At 72.9% G+C, this 15818-nt stretch carries 19 protein-coding genes and 1 pseudogene; 8 read left to right on the top strand and 12 right to left on the bottom strand.

The features are described from left to right. Positions 1–54: 54 nt before the first annotated feature. A pseudogene (locus EES42_RS46105) lies at positions 55–624 on the top strand (ATP-binding protein); the annotation flags it as partial. Positions 625–675: 51 nt separating this feature from the next. Here the strand turns inward: EES42_RS46105 and EES42_RS13695 are convergent. From EES42_RS13695 to EES42_RS13675, 5 genes are read right to left on the bottom strand one after another with little or no spacing between them, the layout of a single operon-like run. Continuing rightward, complete coding sequence (locus EES42_RS13695) at positions 676–1389, bottom strand: VIT1/CCC1 transporter family protein (RefSeq protein ID WP_124718402.1); 714 nt, start codon at positions 1387–1389, stop codon at positions 676–678. Between the two features lie 25 nt (positions 1390–1414). After that, positions 1415–2644 carry an amidohydrolase family protein gene (locus tag EES42_RS13690; protein ID WP_124718401.1) on the bottom strand — a complete coding sequence of 410 codons (1230 nt, stop codon included), beginning with the start codon at positions 2642–2644 and terminating at the stop codon, positions 1415–1417. Beyond that, on the bottom strand, positions 2644–3921 hold the full coding sequence (locus EES42_RS13685) for an amidohydrolase family protein (RefSeq protein WP_124718400.1): 1278 nt from the start codon (positions 3919–3921) through the stop codon (positions 2644–2646). Before EES42_RS13685 ends, EES42_RS13690 begins: the two co-directional genes overlap by 1 nt. 10 nt (positions 3922–3931) lie before the next feature. Next, positions 3932–4816 (bottom strand): SDR family NAD(P)-dependent oxidoreductase, encoded by an 885-nt coding sequence (locus tag EES42_RS13680; RefSeq protein WP_124718399.1) that lies wholly within the window; start codon positions 4814–4816, stop codon positions 3932–3934. Next, complete coding sequence (locus EES42_RS13675) at positions 4813–5613, bottom strand: acetoacetate decarboxylase family protein (protein ID WP_124718398.1); 801 nt, start codon at positions 5611–5613, stop codon at positions 4813–4815. Before EES42_RS13675 ends, EES42_RS13680 begins: the two co-directional genes overlap by 4 nt. A gap of 127 nt (positions 5614–5740) precedes the next feature. On the opposite strand from EES42_RS13675, the gene EES42_RS13670 reads away from it, so the two are divergent. The 6 genes from EES42_RS13670 (at position 5741) to EES42_RS13645 (ending at position 11295) form a co-directional block, all read left to right on the top strand. Then, the gene (locus EES42_RS13670; RefSeq protein ID WP_124718397.1) at positions 5741–6415 is read left to right on the top strand and encodes a TetR/AcrR family transcriptional regulator; all 675 of its coding nucleotides are present in this window, start codon (positions 5741–5743) and stop codon (positions 6413–6415) included. A gap of 37 nt (positions 6416–6452) precedes the next feature. Further along, positions 6453–7451, top strand: a complete 999-nt coding sequence (locus EES42_RS13665; RefSeq protein WP_124718396.1) for a DEDDh family exonuclease — start codon at positions 6453–6455, stop codon at positions 7449–7451. A 64-nt stretch (positions 7452–7515) separates the two neighbouring features. Then, on the top strand, positions 7516–7749 hold the full coding sequence (locus EES42_RS13660) for a hypothetical protein (protein ID WP_072482991.1): 234 nt from the start codon (positions 7516–7518) through the stop codon (positions 7747–7749). 71 nt (positions 7750–7820) lie between these two features. Next, entirely contained in the window at positions 7821–8636 is an 816-nt protein-coding gene (locus tag EES42_RS13655; RefSeq protein WP_124718395.1) for an SURF1 family cytochrome oxidase biogenesis protein, read from the top strand. Positions 8637–8735: 99 nt separating this feature from the next. Then, complete coding sequence (locus EES42_RS13650) at positions 8736–10535, top strand: glycoside hydrolase family 15 protein (protein WP_124718394.1); 1800 nt, start codon at positions 8736–8738, stop codon at positions 10533–10535. A gap of 4 nt (positions 10536–10539) precedes the next feature. Then, the gene (locus EES42_RS13645) at positions 10540–11295 is read left to right on the top strand and encodes an SDR family oxidoreductase (protein WP_124718393.1); all 756 of its coding nucleotides are present in this window, start codon (positions 10540–10542) and stop codon (positions 11293–11295) included. A gap of 66 nt (positions 11296–11361) precedes the next feature. Here the strand turns inward: EES42_RS13645 and amaP are convergent, their stop codons facing one another. Genes amaP through EES42_RS13620 form a run of 5 tightly spaced genes read right to left on the bottom strand, consistent with a single transcriptional unit; the run spans position 11362 to position 13685 of the window. After that, positions 11362–11940, bottom strand: coding sequence for an alkaline shock response membrane anchor protein AmaP (gene amaP, locus EES42_RS13640; protein WP_206433468.1), 579 nt, complete (start codon positions 11938–11940; stop codon positions 11362–11364). Between the two features lie 5 nt (positions 11941–11945). Continuing rightward, entirely contained in the window at positions 11946–12632 is a 687-nt protein-coding gene (locus EES42_RS13635; protein WP_124718391.1) for a DUF6286 domain-containing protein, read from the bottom strand. Then, positions 12629–12982, bottom strand: coding sequence for an Asp23/Gls24 family envelope stress response protein (locus tag EES42_RS13630; RefSeq protein ID WP_206433454.1), 354 nt, complete (start codon positions 12980–12982; stop codon positions 12629–12631). Before EES42_RS13630 ends, EES42_RS13635 begins: the two co-directional genes overlap by 4 nt. A gap of 5 nt (positions 12983–12987) precedes the next feature. Continuing rightward, complete coding sequence (locus EES42_RS13625) at positions 12988–13179, bottom strand: hypothetical protein (protein ID WP_124718389.1); 192 nt, start codon at positions 13177–13179, stop codon at positions 12988–12990. Between the two features lie 32 nt (positions 13180–13211). Further along, the gene (locus tag EES42_RS13620; protein WP_124718388.1) at positions 13212–13685 is read right to left on the bottom strand and encodes an Asp23/Gls24 family envelope stress response protein; all 474 of its coding nucleotides are present in this window, start codon (positions 13683–13685) and stop codon (positions 13212–13214) included. A gap of 92 nt (positions 13686–13777) precedes the next feature. On the opposite strand from EES42_RS13620, the gene EES42_RS13615 reads away from it, so the two are divergent. Next, positions 13778–14470: a hypothetical protein gene (locus tag EES42_RS13615; RefSeq protein ID WP_124718387.1), complete on the top strand. Its 693-nt coding sequence runs from the start codon at positions 13778–13780 to the stop codon at positions 14468–14470. Between the two features lie 77 nt (positions 14471–14547). Here EES42_RS13615 and EES42_RS13610 read toward each other — a convergent pair whose 3' ends face one another. Then, positions 14548–15339, bottom strand: a complete 792-nt coding sequence (locus EES42_RS13610; RefSeq protein ID WP_124718386.1) for an enoyl-CoA hydratase/isomerase family protein — start codon at positions 15337–15339, stop codon at positions 14548–14550. Positions 15340–15489: 150 nt separating this feature from the next. After that, a complete protein-coding gene (locus tag EES42_RS13605; protein ID WP_018518904.1) occupies positions 15490–15711 on the bottom strand; it encodes a helix-turn-helix domain-containing protein in 222 nt (73 codons plus the stop codon). Between the last annotated feature and the right edge of the window lie 107 nt (positions 15712–15818).

The following is a 15818-nucleotide window of genomic DNA, read 5'->3' as shown; positions in this document are numbered from 1 at the left end:
AACACCGGCGTCGTACGATCCCGTTACCGGGGCCGACGTGGAAGAGGAACTGCCGTGCAGGGGCTGGAAGTTGCGCTGGTCCGACTGGCGACGACGGTGATCGGGACGGTCACCAGGTCACTGATGACACCGAAGCCCGGCGCGGGCCTGGTCCCGGACCCGGTGCGCCCCCTCCCCCGACCGACGAAGCCGGACCGGCTGGCGAAGGTGCTCGGCGGCCGGCCGGCCCAGTCGTACGCCGGGCTGCCGGAGCACGAGCGGCTGGCCGCCGTGGACGCGGTGCGGGACACCTTCGCGGCGGCGGGCGAGCTGACGGCGGACCGGTTGTTCGCCGTGGACCTGGATCCGGAGCGGCTGGCCGCCGGGCTGCCGGCGCCCGCCGCGGGGCTGTCGGAGCGTGCGGCCGGGCTGTACGGGGAGCTGCTCGGCCGGTGCTGCGCACATGTCGTGGAGCAGCTGACCGCCGAGCCGTCCTTCGCGGCGCGCGCGGCGGTGGAGCAGACCCGCGCGGCGGAGCGGACGCGGGAGCTGGTGAAGGACGTACGGGAACGGGTCGGCCCGCGCCCGGATGCCGCCGCCCTGGACTTCGAGCGCCGGTACGCGGATTTCATGGCCGAGGCACATCGGCACCGAACTCTTCCCGCCCGAGCGGATCGTACGGCCCGGCTAGAGCCCTCAGACCCCCACCGCCCCCAACAAATGCCCCGCCCCATAGGTCACCGCCATCGCCAACGCTCCCCCGCCCATGTTCCGCAGCACCGCCGGCCCCACCCTCGCCTCGCCCAGCCGGGCGCTCCACCAGCCCGTGAGGGCCAGCGCGGCCAGTACCGACAGCACGGTCACCAGGAGCCGCAGCGACGAGGGCGGCAGCACGATCGCCAGCAGCGGCAGCAGCGCCCCCACCGTGAACGCCAGGAAGCTCGCGCCCGCCGCGTGCCACGGGTTCGTCAGCTGGTCCGGGTCGATGCCCAGCTCCACCACCGCGTGGGCGCGCAGCGCATCGCGTTCGGTGAGCTGGACGGCGGCCTCGCGGGCGACCTCGCGGCTCAGGCCCTTGCCCTCCAGCAGGCCGGTCAGCTCGACCAGTTCCGCCTCGGGTGCCTCCGTCAGCTCCTGCTTCTCCGTCGCCAGCGCGGCCATCTCCGAATCGCGCTGGGTGGAGACCGAGACGTACTCGCCCGCCGCCATCGACATGGACCCGGCCAGCAGTCCCGCCAGGCCGGCGGTGAGCAGGGTGCCCCGGTCGGCCGTGGCGCCGGCCACGCCGACGACCAGTCCGGCGGTGGAGACCACCCCGTCGTTGGCGCCGAGGACCGCGGCACGCAGCCAGTTCAGCCGCGTACCGAGCCCATTGCCGTGCGGTTCGTCGTGCGCCCGGGTATCCGTCACCCGGGGATGGTCTCACCCCGCCCGGTCACCAGACGCGTACCGACCCGCCCGGGGCGAAGGCGGGGCTGGTAGCGCCTGCCGGGATCTCCTTCAGCGGCTCGGCGATCTCCTCGACCGTCGGGCCGACCTCCGCCGCGACGCGGTCGAGCGCGGCCAGGTCGAAGCCGTAGACGCGGGCCGCGTTGCCGCCGGTCATCGCCGCGACCTCCTCGGGCTCCACTCCCGCGTACGCGATCCGCAGGGCCTCCCTCGTGTACGGGGCGGTGCCCTCGTCGTGCGGGTAGTCGCTGCCCCACATGATCTTGTCGAGGCCGATCCGGTCGCGCATCGGCACCTCGTGGGGGCGCATGAAGCTGGCGCCGACGAAGCAGTTGTCGCGCCAGACCTCGCCGGGGCTCGCGCCCATCGAGGCGGCCAGGCCCGCACCGAACCTGGATTCGGCGGTGGTCGCCCGGGCCGTCGCCGCGACCAGGCGGCCGTGGTAGTAGTCCAGCATCTCCACGACGCCCGGGATCCAGCCGGAGCCCTGTTCGGTGAGGACCAGTTTCAGTCCGGGGTGGCGGCGGAAGGCCCCGCCGAAGATCAGGTGCCACAGCGCCCGGTGGGAGAACCAGGTCGTCTCCACCATGAAGACGGCTCGGGCCGCCGGTTCGTCGCCGAGCGGCGGGGAGGCCGAGCCGCCGTGGTGGTTCACCGGTACGTCCAGCTCCTCGCAGACGGCCCACAGCGGGTCGTACGTCTGCGAGTACAGCTCCGGGACACCCGAGCCGGGCGGGGCGCCGGGCAGCAGGATGCCGCCGGTGAGCCCCGCCTCCTTGGTGCGGCGGATCTCGCGGACCGCCTCGGCCGGGTCGTTGAGGAGGATCTGCGCTACGCCCGCGCGCCGGCCCGGTGCCTGCGCGCAGAAGTCGGTGAGCCAGCGGTTGTGGGCGCGCAGGCCGGCCCAGCGCTGTTCGTACTCCGCCCGCGAGGGCGCGGGCGCCATCAGCGAGGCGGAGGGGAAGAAGGGCGGGATGGTGTTGGGGAAGACGACCTCCGCGACGATGCCGTCGGCCTCCAGTTCGGCGAGGCGGCGCTCCGAGTTCCAGTTGCGGTCGGCGGTGTCGGCGAGGAGGTCCTCGTACGGATTGACGTACGTCGCCGCCCATGCGTCGAAGTCGTCGTGGTACTTCGTCTCCAGGTACGGCCGGTAGTCGAGGAGGTCCGCGCCCGCGTGGCAGTCGGCGGAGATGACGGTGTAGCGCTCGCGGGGCATCAGTCGACCCCCAGGGCCGGGAAGTCGTGGCCGGTCAGCCAGTGCCGGCCGGTCTCGCGCGAGCGGGCCCAGGACGCCTCGACCGCCGCCTGGTCGGGGCTCTGGCCCAGTTCGGCGGGGGTGGGGCCGATGCGTTCTGCGATCGGGGCGAGCTTTTCCGTGTCGAAGCCGAACACCTCGGCGGCGGCTAGGCCCAGCATGCGGCGGGTCTCGGCGACGGGGATGTCGTGGAAGGTGTCGCGCAGCCACTGGGCGGTGTTCGGCCAGGTGCCTTCGGGGTGCGGGAAGTCGCTGCCCCACAGGATGTTGTCGACGCCGATCTCGTACCGCTGGGCGAGTTCGCGGCGCTTGGTGTTGGTGGCGCAGATGAAGACCTGGCGGTCCAGGTACTCGTGCGGGGGCCGTTTCAGTTCGGCGAACGGCGAGAGTTTCTTGCCGCCGTGGGCGCCGAGGTAGAGCCGGTCCATGAACCAGAGGAGGTTCGGCAGCCACCAGCAGCCGGACTCGGCGACGCCGAACCGCAGCCCGGGGTGGCGTTCGAAGGCGCCCGACCAGAGCAGGAACCAGAGCGGGCGGGACGGCCACCAGGTGACCTCGGAGACGTAGATCCCGAGGTGGTCGCCGTACTCGTGGCGCGGGGCCGCGCCGGAGTGGGTGACGACGGGCATGCCCGTCTCGGCGGCGGCCGCCCAGACGGGGTCGTAACGCCGGTCGTGGTAGGGGGCCTTGTCCACCCACATGGAGGGGATCATCAGCGCACCGAGGCCGGACCCCTTCGCCCGGTGGATCTCCGCGACGACCCGGTCGACCTCGCCGGTGACGGGCAGCAGGGCGACCCCGCAGTGGCGTTCGGGGTTCTGCGAGACGAAGTCGGCGAGCCAGCGGTTGTGGGCCTGCGCGCCCGCCATGCCCAGCTCCGGGTCCTGGTCGCCGGAGAGGCCGAGGCCCACGCCGAACGGGGCGGCGGTCCGGCTGTCGACGGCGTCCGCGTCGGGGAAGACGACCTCGGCGGCCACCCCGTCGCCGTCCAGTTCCTTCAGGCGCCGGGCGGCGTCCCAACCGCCTTTCAGGCCCTCCTCGTTGTCGTGGAACCACTTGTCGGCGAAGGCCTCGTTGCGTACGCCGAGGCGGGTCATCTCCTCGCGGCGGCGGTCGCGCCCGGCGAGGAAGTCGTCGAATTCCCGGTGGAAGCGGGGGTCGAGATAGGGCCGGTACTCCTCGGTGGGCAGCCCGGCGTGGCAGTCGGAGGAGATGATCAGGTAGGGGTCGTCGGTCATCGCTCGCTCCTCAGTCGAGTATGAAACTCTCCAGGTACGACGGATTGGCCCGGTCCAGCATCGACTGCGACCTGGCGCGGATCTGCCGGTCGCTGTGCTCGCTGTCCGGCAGCATCCAGAAGCGGTCGGCGCGGATCCCGTCCACGACGGTCGCCGCGACGTCCTCCACCGGGGTGAACTCCACCTCGTGGCCCGCCTCCCGCATGGCGGACTCCCACTGGCCGAGGCTGCGGTACGGGGTCCTGCGGGGGCGTTCCTTGGCGTACCGCTCCGGCCGGTTGCGGTGCGACTCCCACAGTCCGGTGCGGAGCATGTGCGGGCCGGGGAAGAGCACCGAGGCGCCGACCGCCGCGCCCTCCGCCCGCAGATGCGCGTACAGCGACTCGGTCATCGTGACGACGGCGGACTTGGTGACCGCGTACACGGAGGCGGTCGGCATCGGGGCGATCCCGCCGTCCCCGGACGAGGTGTTGACGACATGGCCGGGGCCGCCGTCGGCGATCATGCGCGGCACGAACGCCTGGATGCCGTGGAAGACGCCCCACACATTGACGGCGAACGCCCACTTCCAGTCGTTCGGTTCGTGCTCCCACATCCGGCCCTCGGCCCCGGAGCCGACACCGGCGTTGTTGCACAGCACATGCACGGCGCCGAAGGCGTCGTACGCGGCTTCGGCCAGCGCCTGTACGGAGTCGCGTTCGCCGACGTCGACGGCCCTGGCCAGCACCTGCGCACCGTCCTGGCGCAGTTCGCCCGCCGCCTTGCCGAGCGCGCCCTCCTCCACGTCGGCGAGGACGACCTTCAGTCCCTCGGCGGCGAACCTGCGTGCCATCGCGAGGCCGATGCCGCTCGCGGCGCCGGTGACGACGGCGACCTGGCCCTCCTCCAGTCTCATCGGACGCTCCCTTCCGGCGGTCCGTCGTGGATCTGCTGCGGGTCGTCGTAGCGCTGGTGGATGTACGGCAGCAGCGCCTCGCCGCTCACCCTGGCCACGGCCCTGCCCCGCTGGTCGCTGGTCTTCTCGCCGATGGTGAGCTCGACCAGCCGGCGTACCGGGAGGTCGGCGACCGGGTCGTACACCGACTCGCGCAGCACCACGTCGCCCGAGATCCGTTCCAGTCTGCGGACCTTCTCGTGGCGGGTGCAGTGGACCAGGACGGGGTCGGAGTCGAAGCCCTCGCCGTCCACCGCGGGCAGGTACTTGAAGTAGAAGTCGAGCTTGCCGGCCGGTTCGGGCAGGGGGAGCGGTCCGCTCACCGCGCCGCGCACCTCGACGAAGGCGATGCCGTGCCGGGCGAGCGCGGCGCGGACGACGAGGCCGTCGCGTTCGACGGTCACCTCGCCGAGCTTCTTCGGTTCGCCGAACACCTCACGGCCGCCGATCAGCGCCCGTTCATGGGTCATCGGCATGACGAGCGGATACCAGCCCTCGTGGCCGTCGTGGACGGCGGCGACCGCGACGGAGCCGGCGCCGAGCGGGTAGCCGGGGAGTTCGACCGTACTGATGCCGGCCCGGACGAGCGGGCGCTCGGCGGGCTTGAGAGGTGGCGGGAGGACGGCCGCCACCGCGTCGGGGTCGCTCTCCCAGAGGGCCACCACGCCGGTGGACCAGATGTCGGGGAGCTGGGAGCGGGCCGCGCGGGCCGCCGCGATCTCGGCCTCGGTGCGCGCGCCGTACCGTACACGTGCCATGTCGTACCACCCTTCTCGGTCGTCCGTGGATCGGTACTCCGTGCCGGGTTCTGTAACACAGTTACACCGGCGCGGATGAAGGGTAAATAGGCGTGCACGTAACGGAGTCCGAGAATCGAGGAGCGCTGTGGCGCGATCGTCGCTGACCCGCGAAGAGGTCCTGGACACGGCCGCCGCCCTGCTGAAGCAACACGGCCCGCAGGCCCTCACCATGCGCGCCCTCGCCGCGGAGCTGGGCACCGCGGTCACCTCGATCTACTGGCACGTCGGCAACCGTGAGTCGCTGCTGGACGCCCTCGTCGAGCGCACCGTGCGGGAGATGGGCACCCTGCGCCCGGCCGGCCGGACCCCGGCGGCCCGCATCGTCTCCGTCGCCCGCGCCCTGCGCCGCGAGCTGCGGGCGAGGCCGCATCTGATCGCGATGGTCCACGAACGGGGGCTCACCGAGCGGATGTTCCTCCCCGCGCAACAGGCCCTCGTCCACGAGGTGCACGCCGCGGGGCTGCGCGGGGCACGGGCGGCCGCGGCGGTGCGGGCGGTGCAGTTCCAGACCGTCGGTTTCCTGCTCGTCGAGCGCAACCGGGAGCGGTCCCCCGTCCAGTCCCCCGGCGAGGGCGATCTGTGGACCGCGTCCGCCGCGGACGACGACCCGGCACTGGCCCGCGCCCTGGCCCGGCCCGCCGACCCGGACCGGCTGTTCGCCGATTCCGTACGGGCCCTGGTGGAAGGGCTGCTGGCGGGCCCCGTACGACAGGGGCCGGGCGGCGGAACCGGGACGCGGGGGCAAAGGACGGCCGAATAGCCGAATAGGAGACTGTCAGTCGCGGCCCGTATTCTCTGTGACCATGCTCGACGACCGCCAGACCGCAGCACCGTGGCCGACCGCCTACCCGCAGGGGTACGCGGTCGTCGACGTGGAGACCACCGGACTCGCACGGGACGACCGGATAGTGTCCGCCGCCGTCTACCGCCTGGACGCCCAGGGCAACGTCGAGGACCACTGGTACACCCTCGTCAACCCCGAGCGCGATCCCGGCCCGGTCTGGATCCACGGCCTGACCAGTGAGGTGCTCGAAGGCGCCCCGCTCTTCCCGGAGGTCGCAGCCCAGCTCTCCGAGCGGCTCGCGGACCGCGTCCTCGTCGCGCACAACGCGGCCTTCGACTGGTCGATGCTGGCCCGGGAGTACGCCCGGGCCTCGGTCGTCGCCCCCGTCGAGCAGCGGCTGTGCACCATCGCGCTCGCCAAGGAGCTGCGGCTGCCGCTGCCCAACCACAAGCTGGCGTCGCTGGCCGCGCACTTCGGCGTCGTGCAGCAGCACGCCCACCACGCGCTGGACGACGCCCGGGTGCTGGCCGAGGCGTTCCGGCCGAGTCTGCACGCGGCGGCGCGGGGCGGGGTACGGCTGCCGCTGCTGGAGTGCCGGCCGCTGACCGAGTGGTCGGACTCCCCGGTCACGCCGCGGATCGGCTATCAGCCTTCGTACGGTCAGAACAGCTGGCGCGCCTCGCGCAAGCGCCCGGCGTGCCCGTATCCGAACCCCGGGCGGTACGAGAAGGACAAGCCCCTGATGCAGGGCATGCGGGTGGCCTTCTCCGGGGACACCTCGGTGGACCGCGAGCTGCTGGAGGACCGGGCCGTGGAGGCGGGGCTGCACGTGGCGACCAGCGTCTCCCGGCTGACCAGCCTGCTGGTCACCAACGACCCGGACTCGGCGACGTCGAAGACGGTCAAGGCGAAGTCGTTCGGCACCCCGATCCTGGACGAGAGCGCCTTCACCCATCTGCTGCGCGATGTGGCACCCGCTTGCGGCCAGGTGCCCGCGCCGTCATCGGAGTGAACCGGCGGCGACTCGCCCGCCCACCGCTCGCCCGCCGCCGTCCCGGCGTCCCACCCTGTGGCGCATGGCACGTTGTGAGGTTTGCGGAAACGACTACGGGATGTCCTTCGAGGTGCACGCGCAGGGCGCGGTGCACGTCTTCGACTGCTTCTCCTGCGCCATCCACCGCATGGCACCCATCTGTGAGCACTGCCGGGTCCAGATCATCGGCCAGGGCGTCGAGGTCGACGGGCACTGGTTCTGCGGCGGCCACTGCGCCCGCGCCGAGGGGAAGGTGGGCATCATCGACAAAGTCTGAGCAGCGGCCGCCGCGTCCTCTTCCCCGACCCCTGCGCGATGCGCCCCACGGCACAGTTGTACCGTCGTGGGGTGTACCGCTTCCTGTTGACCCGGCAGTGGCTGATCCTCGCCCTCCTCGCCCTCGTCCTGATTCCCACCATGGTCGAGCTGGGCTTCTGGCAGCTGCACCGGCATGAGCACAAGGTCGCGCAGAACGCCCTGATCTCCCGCAATCTCAAGGCGGCACCGGTGCCGGTCGCCTCGCTCACCGCCCCGGGCCACACGGTCCCGCGCTCCGACTACTGGCGGACGGTGACGGCCACCGGCACGTACGACACCGCGCATCAGGTGGTCGTGCGCCGCAGGACCTCCGCCGACGGCCGGATCGGCGTCCACGTACTGATCCCGCTCGACCTCAAGGGCGGCGGCACGGTCCTGGTCAACCGCGGCTGGGTGCCCTCCGCCGCGAGCCAGCAGGCCTTCCCCGACGTGCCGGGCGTGCCCGCGGGCGAGGTGACCGTCACCGGGCGGCTCAAGGCCGACGAGACGACGAGTACCAGCGGCATCAAGGACATCTCGGACCTGCCGGACCGCCAGGTGATGCTGATCAGCAGCACCCAGGAGGCCGAGCGGCTCGCCCGGCCGGTGCTCGGCGGCTACATCGAGCAGACCGCGCCGGAGTCCGTCGGCGACTCCCCGGAACTGATCGAGGCCCCCGACGACGGCTCGATCGGCCCGCACATGGCGTACGCCGTGCAGTGGTGGCTCTTCGCCGCCGGTGTCCCCGTCGGGTACGTGGTGCTGGCCCGCAGGGAGAAGCGCGACCGGGTGGAGGCGGCGGCGAAGGCCGCTGCCGGGGAGCAGCAGCCCGCCGGGCCGGAGAAGCCGGAACCCGCCACGGCCTGACACCGTGTCCGCCGGATGCGGGCCGCGACGATCCCGGCCGGGTGACTCCCGCGGGCCGGGATTGCTTAACGGGGGCCGGGTTCGGGAACACGCCAGAACGTGACCCCACGCATCGAGGACTACGCCCTCATCGGCGATCTCCAGACGGCCGCCCTGGTCGGCAGAAACGGTTCTGTCGACTGGCTCTGTCTGCCCCGCTTCGACTCGGGCGCCTGCTTCGCCGCCCTGCTCGGCGACGAGGACAACGGCCACTGGCGGATCGCCCCGAAGGGCGCGGAGACCTGTACTCGGCGCGGCTACGCGGGTGACTCCCTCGTCCTGGAGACGTTCTGGGAGACCCGCACCGGCACGGTCAAGGTCATCGACTTCATGCCGCAGCGCGACCGGGAACCCGACGTCATGCGGATCGTCGAGGGCGTCAGCGGCACCGTCGAGATGAGCTCCGTGATCCGGCTGCGCTTCGACTTCGGCTCGGTCGTGCCGTGGATGCGCCGCTCGCAGGGGCACCGGGTGGCGGTCGCCGGTCCGGACTCGGCCTGGCTGCGCAGCGAGCCGTCGGTCAAGACCTGGGGCCAGCAGTTCTCCACCTGCTCGTCGTTCAGCGTCTCCGCGGGCGAGAAGGTGGCGTTCGTACTGACCTGGCACCCCTCGCACTCGCCCCGCCCCGAGCTGGTCGACCCGTACGAGGCGCTGGAGAACACCCTGTCCGACTGGGCCGAGTGGTCCGCCCGGTGCAAGTACCGGGGGCCCTACCGGGAAGCGGTGATCCGCTCGCTGATCACGCTGAAGGCGCTGACCTTCGGCCCGACCGGCGGCATCGTGGCGGCGCCCACCACCTCGCTCCCGGAGGAGATCGGGGGCGTACGGAACTGGGACTACCGCTTCTGCTGGCTGCGGGACTCCACGCTGGCCCTCGGCGCCCTCGTCTCTGCCGGTTACCTGGAGGAGGCGGCCGCCTGGCGGGACTGGCTGCTGCGGGCGGTCGCCGGGGATCCGGCCGACCTCCAGATCATGTACGGCCTCGCGGGCGAGCGCAGACTGCCCGAGGCGGAGCTGCCGTGGCTGCGCGGCTACGAGAACTCCGCCCCGGTCCGGATCGGCAACGCCGCGGTCCGCCAGCGTCAGCTCGATGTGTACGGGGAGGTCATCGACTCCTTGCGGCTCGCCCGTGAGGCGGGCCTCGACGACAAGCCGCACGCCTGGAATCTGCAGCTCAGCCTGCTCGGCTTCCTGGAGTCCACCTGGCGCGAGCCGGACGAGGGGCTGTGGGAGATCCGCGGCCAGCGCCGTCACTTCGTGCACTCCAAGGTGATGGCCTGGGTCGCCGCCGACCGCGCCGTACGCGCTCTGGAGAACAACCCTTCGCTGGCCGGCGACGCCGACCGGTGGCGGGCGATGCGGGACGCCGTGCACCGGGAGGTGTGCGAGAAGGGGTACGACCCGGAACGGAACACCTTCACGCAGTCCTACGGATCGCGGAACCTGGACGCCGCGACGCTGCTGATCCCCCGGACCGGCTTCCTGCCGCCGGACGATCCCCGGGTGATCGGTACGGTCGACGCGGTCCGGGCCGAGCTGGGCAGGGACTGCCTGGTCCGCCGCTACAGCACGGACGGCGCCTCGATCGACGGGCTGCCCGGCAGCGAAGGGGCCTTCCTGGCGTGCTCGTTCTGGCTGGCCGACGCCCTGCGCCTGACCGGGCGAACCGAGGAGGCCCGGGATCTCTTCGAGCGGCTCCTCGCTCTCCGCAACGATGTGGGGCTGCTGGCCGAGGAGTACGACACCGTCGGCCGCCGCCAGCTGGGCAACTTCCCGCAGGCGTTCAGCCACATCGGCCTGGTGGGCACCGCCATGGCACTGGCCGGGGAGGACACGCTGGAGCCCGACGCGGCAGGATAGGGCCATGGATCTTGGACTGAAGGACCGTGTGTACATCGTCACCGGAGCGACCCGGGGGCTGGGCAACGCCACGGCGCGGGCGCTCACCGACGACGGGGCGCGGGTGATCATCACCGGCCGGGACGAGAAGCGTGCCGAGGCGGCCGCCGCCGAACTGGGGCCGGACGCGGTCGGCCTCGCCGCCGACAACGCCGACCCCGCGTCCGCGCGGCGCCTGGTGGACGCGGCGCACGAGCGGTTCGGCCGGCTGGACGGCATCCTCATCAGCGTCGGCGGGCCGGCCCCCGGTTTCCTCGCCGACAACACCGACGAGCAGTGGCAGTCGGCCTTCGAGTCGGTGTTCCTGGGTGCGGTGCGGCTCGCCAGGGCCGCGGCGAACGTGCTCGGCGAGGGCGGCGTCATCGGCTTCGTGCTCTCCGGCTCCGTGTACGAGCCGATCCCCGGGCTGACCATCTCCAACGGCCTGCGTCCCGGCCTGGCCGGTTTCGCCAAGTCCCTGGCCGACGAGCTCGGTCCGCGCGGCATCCGGGTGGTGGGCGTGCTGCCGGCCCGGATCGACACGGACCGGGTGCGTGAGCTGGACGCCCTCTCGGGCGACGCGGAGGCCGCCCGGGCGGCCGGCGAGGCACAGATCCCGCTGCGGCGCTACGGCACTCCGGAGGAGTTCGGCCGGACCGCGGCGTTCCTGCTCTCGCCCGCGGCCTCGTATCTGACGGGCATCATGGTGCCGGTCGACGGCGGCTCCCGGCACGGCTTCTGAGCCGGAGCCCGCTCCCGGTCGCCGGCCGGAACCGTCCGGCGGCCGGGAGGGCCACGGCAGCGGCGGTCAGCTCACCCGCTCCGCGCGGTGCCTGACCGCCCTCAGCCGCACCTCGGCCGGCAGCTCGGCCAGCCCCGCCGAATCCCGCGCATGGGCCAGCGCCTCGTCGCTGAGGCGGCCGAGCGCCTCGTCCGGCGCCGCGTGCGGCTCCATCAGCAGGCGGATCCTGGCGTGCGGCGAGCTGCGCCGGCCGGTCAGCGCGACCTGGGCGCGGGCCACCCCGTCCAGCGTCCCCGCCTCACCGGCGAGCACCCCTTCCAGGGCCCGGCCCCGCAGCAGCGCCCCCTCGCCGTCCCCGCTGTCCACCAGGACCTCGGAGAGGCGGGCCCGGCGCAGCTGGGCCAGCAGCCACCACAGGGCGAGCACGACCACGAGGGCCAGGACGGCGATGACCGTCGGCCACCACCAGCCCTGGTCGCGCCAGCGGTACCGGTCGGCCGCGCTGATGAGCACATCGTCCTTGCCGTACCAGGGCCACCAGGACGGCACGGCGAGGCCGAGACCGGCGGCGAGCACCGCGCCGCCGCCGCAGATCAGTACCAGCCCGGCGAGGCCGAGCAGTATCCGGTTGACGTTCCTGAGCAACGGGTTCACCCCTTCTTCGCGGGCCGGCGGACATGTACGGACAGGCTCGGCGGCCGGGCCAGCCCCAGCTCCCTGATGCCGGTCCCGAGCACGGTGTCCAGGTCGGCCCGTACGTCGTCGAGTTCGCGGAAGTGCGACACGGCGCGCACCACTGCCCTGCCCCGGCCCATCCGGACCCGCACCGACTGCACCCCGGACACCTCGACGGCGCGGTCGCGCAGCACCAGTGCGGCCGCGGATCGGTCGAGTGCGGCGCGTACGCCGGGGCGGTCTCGGCGCATGGGCAGCAGGGCACGGAGGCCGGGAGTGGCGGCGAGCACCAGCAGCCACAGGCCGATCGCCACGGCCGCCGCGGCGGCACCGAGCAGCCAGGCGCTCTGCAGCGGGCGCTCGGCGAGCTGGTCGGCCAGCGACCGGCGCCAGCGCATCGCCGGGTGGCCGGCCCGCACCGCCGCCACGTCGTAGAGCAGCAGTCCGGCGCCGCCGAGGACCAGCAGCGCGAGGACCGCCGCGGGGATCCGGCGCGCCGACCAGAAGCGGCCCGCCCCGGCAGCGCCCGCCCGCCGGGCGGGCACGGGGTCGTACGCGGCGGAGGAGGCGGACTGGTCGAGTTCGAGCACGTCCCCCTCTTCGACGGGGCCGGTGGCGGGCGGCCCCGGAGTCGGCCGCTCCGGTCCGTGGGGTCCGGTCACTGGATCCTCCCCTGTGCCGCGGCGCTCGCTCCCGTCGGGTGCAAGCGCTCGACCTGTACGGCCACCTCGGGCACTTCCATCCCCGCCAACGCCCTTACCCGCTCGGCGACATGCCGACGCACGCCGCCGCACTGGCGGCCGATGTCGCAGGGGTAGCCGAGCTCCAGGCTCACCCGTACCCGGGCGGTGTCCCGGTGCACCGTGACGGTGGCACGCGGCGGGGCACCCTGCTCCGGCGGCTCGTCGACCGCCTCCTTCGCCGCCTGCGCGGCGATCTTCGCTACCACCCGGTCCGCGATCCGGGTCTCCCCGCGCTCGCCTGCGGCGGTCCGGTCCTTCACCCCCGACAACGCCGTCACCGCCGCCGGTCGCCGCGCTCGCGACTCCGGAAGAAGTCGCCGAGCTCCAGGTCGCCCTCCAGGAGGCGACCGACTACGAAGCCGACCGCCCCGAGTGCGGCCACCAGCAGAAAGGCCCCGAAGCCGCCGAAGTACCCGGCGAATGCGAGCGCCATGCCGGCCACCATGCCGACCACAGCCATGCTCATCGTGCACTCCTCAACTGCCTCTCGCCGGAGGCCTACTGGAGACGTGGCTCCGGCTGGTCCTCGTCGTCGTCCTCGTCGGGCAGCTTCACGTCGCTCACCGCGATATTGACCTCGACGACCTCCAGGCCGGTCATCCGCTCGACCGCCGCGACCACGTTCTCCCGTACGTCACGGGCCACGTCGGAGATCGACACGCCGTACTCGACGACGATCTCCAGGTCGAGCGCGGTCTGCGACTCACCGACCTCCGCCTTCACCCCGCGGGTGACGGACTTGCCGCCACCGGGTACCCGGTCGCGCACCGCTCCGAAGGTGCGTGAGAAGCCGCTGCCCATCGCATGGACGCCGACCACGTCGCGGGTGGCCATGCCCGCGATCTTCTCGACCACGCCGTCGGCGATGGTCGTACGGCCGCGAGTGGCGGGGGCTCCCCCGCCACGCTTGACGAGCGGGCTCGATTCCTTGTCGGGGCTCTCGGGGCGGTTCCGCTGCGTGGTGTCGGTCATCGCCATCTTTCCCTTCTGGACAGATTGGAACTCTTTGCCCACATTAGGTGCGCTTGCTCCGTAGCGCGCCGTGGATGCGGCAGGCTGGGGCAATGACGACTGACGGCCCACGCAGGGCGGACGGATGGACAGCGGCGGTCCGGCAACGGCTCGGCCTCGGCCGGCTGCTTCCGCTGGGCGGTCCGGCGGACGGGGCCTGGATCGCCGAGCGGGCCGCGGTCGCGGTGCTGCGCCGCGCGGTGACGGGGCCCGGCCCCGTGCTCGGGGAGCTGAGGATCTCGCTGGCCGATCCGGACGGGGCGCCGGAGGCGGAGGTGGAGCCGCCGCCGAGCGCGCTGCGGCCGGGCCCGCTGCGGATCGAGGCGACCATGTCGGCGGTGTCCGGTCAGCCGCTGCCCGCCGCGGCCGAGGCGCTGCGTTCGGCGTTGCTGACGGCGGCCGGCCATCGGCTGGGCCTGGTGGTCGCGGCGGTGGACGTCCGGGTGACGGAACTGCTGGACGCGGCACCCGAGCCACCGGCCGCCGTCCCGGCCGAGGTGCGCGACGCCGAGGCGGAGGGGGCCGTGGGGGCTGCGGCGGCGGGTGTCGCGGGTGTGGTGACGCTGACCCGGGTGCTGGGGCATGCGGTGCACGCGCGTCCGGACCATGTGCGGGTCGAGCTGGCGACGGCCCCGGACCACCGGGCGCTCGACGTGGCCCGTGCGGTGCGGGGCGCCGTGGCGGCCGCGGTGGAGGGCGATCCCACGGTCGCGGTGCTGGTCACGGCGGTGATGGAGCGGGAATGAGCGTGGACCCGCCCCGGAGATCGCCGCTCCGGTGATCGCCGCGCCGGGGCGGGCCCATCGCGATCGGGGACCGCCGCTCAGTCGGTGATGCCCGCCAGATCGCGCAGCCGACGGCCCTGCGCGGCTCGTTCGGCGACGCGCTGTTCCTCGTAACCACGCGAGACGGCGCCGCTCAGCAGCGCCTTGGTCTCCACGACGGCGTCGCGCGGGGCGGCCAGCAGTGCGCCGGCCAGATCGCGGGCCGCCGCGTCCAGCTCACCGGCGGGGACGACGAGATTGGCCAGGCCGGTGCGCTCGGCCTCCTCGGCGTGCACGAAGCGGCCCGTGGCGCAGATTTCGAGCGCGCGGGCGTACCCCACCAGGTTGACCAGGGGGTGCGTACCGGTGAGGTCGGGCACCAGACCGAGGCTGGTCTCGCGCATGGCGAACTGCACGTCCTCGGCGACGATCCGCAGATCGCAGGCGAGGGCGAGCTGGAAGCCGGCACCGATCGCATGCCCCTGGACGGCCGCGATCGACACGATGTCGTTGCGGCGCCACCAGGTGAACGCCTCCTGGTACTCGGCGATGGTCGCGTCGAGCTCGGCCTCCGGGCCGCGCGCCATGTCAAGGAAGGACGGCTCGCCGTCGAACCCCTCGGGGGTGAACGCCTGACGGTCGAGTCCCGCGGAGAAGGACTTGCCCTCGCCGCGGAGCACGACGACCCGCACACTGCCGGGCAGTGCCCGTCCGGCCTCCGTCAACGCCCGCCACAGAGCGGGGGACTGAGCGTTGCGCTTGGCCGGATTGGTGAGGGTCACCGTGGCGACCGCGTCGTCGACGGTGAGTCGTACGCCGTCCTTGTCGAGCACAGAGTCGAGCGAGGTCATGGGGCGCCTCCGGTTCGGTTCAGTCAGCATGCAGAGCTAAGTGACTGAACAGTAACCACCCGGTCGACATCACTGCCGGCCGGGTGGCCACCGCCGAAAACCGGTGAACCCCGGGGCGGGCCTGACGGCCTGCCCCGACCGCGCGGGCCGTCAGGCCGTGGCGGCCTTCTTGCCCCGTGTCGCTCCGCCGCGTCCCCGCAGCGTGACTCCGGACTCACTGAGCATCCGGTGGACGAATCCGTAGGAGCGGCCGGTTTCTTCGGCCAACGCCCGGATGCTCGCACCGGAGTCGTACTTCTTCTTCAGGTCTGCCGCGAGCTTGTCGCGCGCGGCGCCGGTTACCCGGCTGCCCTTCTTCAGAGTCTCGGCCACCCGTGCCTCCTCATGGGAAGTGCGCTCTGGACTCTCATGATCACCCCTCGGGGGCCTCCTGGCCACCCATTCGGCAAGGTCCGTGCAACCCGGTCCCCCGCCGGGGA

This window comes from Streptomyces sp. ADI95-17 (assembly GCF_003846175.1).
Lineage (GTDB): Bacteria > Actinomycetota > Actinomycetes > Streptomycetales > Streptomycetaceae > Streptomyces > Streptomyces sanglieri.
This window is presented reverse-complemented; position numbering and strand designations above follow the sequence as displayed.

What these genes read in the sequence shown, in the direction of transcription:
- EES42_RS13645 (WP_124718393.1), top strand. Translation starts at nt 10,540, where the DNA reads ATGGATCTTGGACTGAAGGACCGTGTGTACATCGTCACCGGAGCGACC.
- EES42_RS13660 (WP_072482991.1), top strand. Translation starts at nt 7,516, where the DNA reads ATGGCACGTTGTGAGGTTTGCGGAAACGACTACGGGATGTCCTTCGAG.
- EES42_RS13690 (WP_124718401.1), bottom strand. Translation starts at nt 2,644, where the DNA reads ATGCCCCGCGAGCGCTACACCGTCATCTCCGCCGACTGCCACGCGGGC.
- EES42_RS13610 (WP_124718386.1), bottom strand. Translation starts at nt 15,339, where the DNA reads ATGACCTCGCTCGACTCTGTGCTCGACAAGGACGGCGTACGACTCACC.
- EES42_RS13620 (WP_124718388.1), bottom strand. Translation starts at nt 13,685, where the DNA reads ATGACCGACACCACGCAGCGGAACCGCCCCGAGAGCCCCGACAAGGAA.
- EES42_RS13615 (WP_124718387.1), top strand. Translation starts at nt 13,778, where the DNA reads ATGACGACTGACGGCCCACGCAGGGCGGACGGATGGACAGCGGCGGTC.
- EES42_RS13685 (WP_124718400.1), bottom strand. Translation starts at nt 3,921, where the DNA reads ATGACCGACGACCCCTACCTGATCATCTCCTCCGACTGCCACGCCGGG.
- EES42_RS13625 (WP_124718389.1), bottom strand. Translation starts at nt 13,179, where the DNA reads ATGAGCATGGCTGTGGTCGGCATGGTGGCCGGCATGGCGCTCGCATTC.
- EES42_RS13680 (WP_124718399.1), bottom strand. Translation starts at nt 4,816, where the DNA reads ATGAGACTGGAGGAGGGCCAGGTCGCCGTCGTCACCGGCGCCGCGAGC.
- EES42_RS13675 (WP_124718398.1), bottom strand. Translation starts at nt 5,613, where the DNA reads ATGGCACGTGTACGGTACGGCGCGCGCACCGAGGCCGAGATCGCGGCG.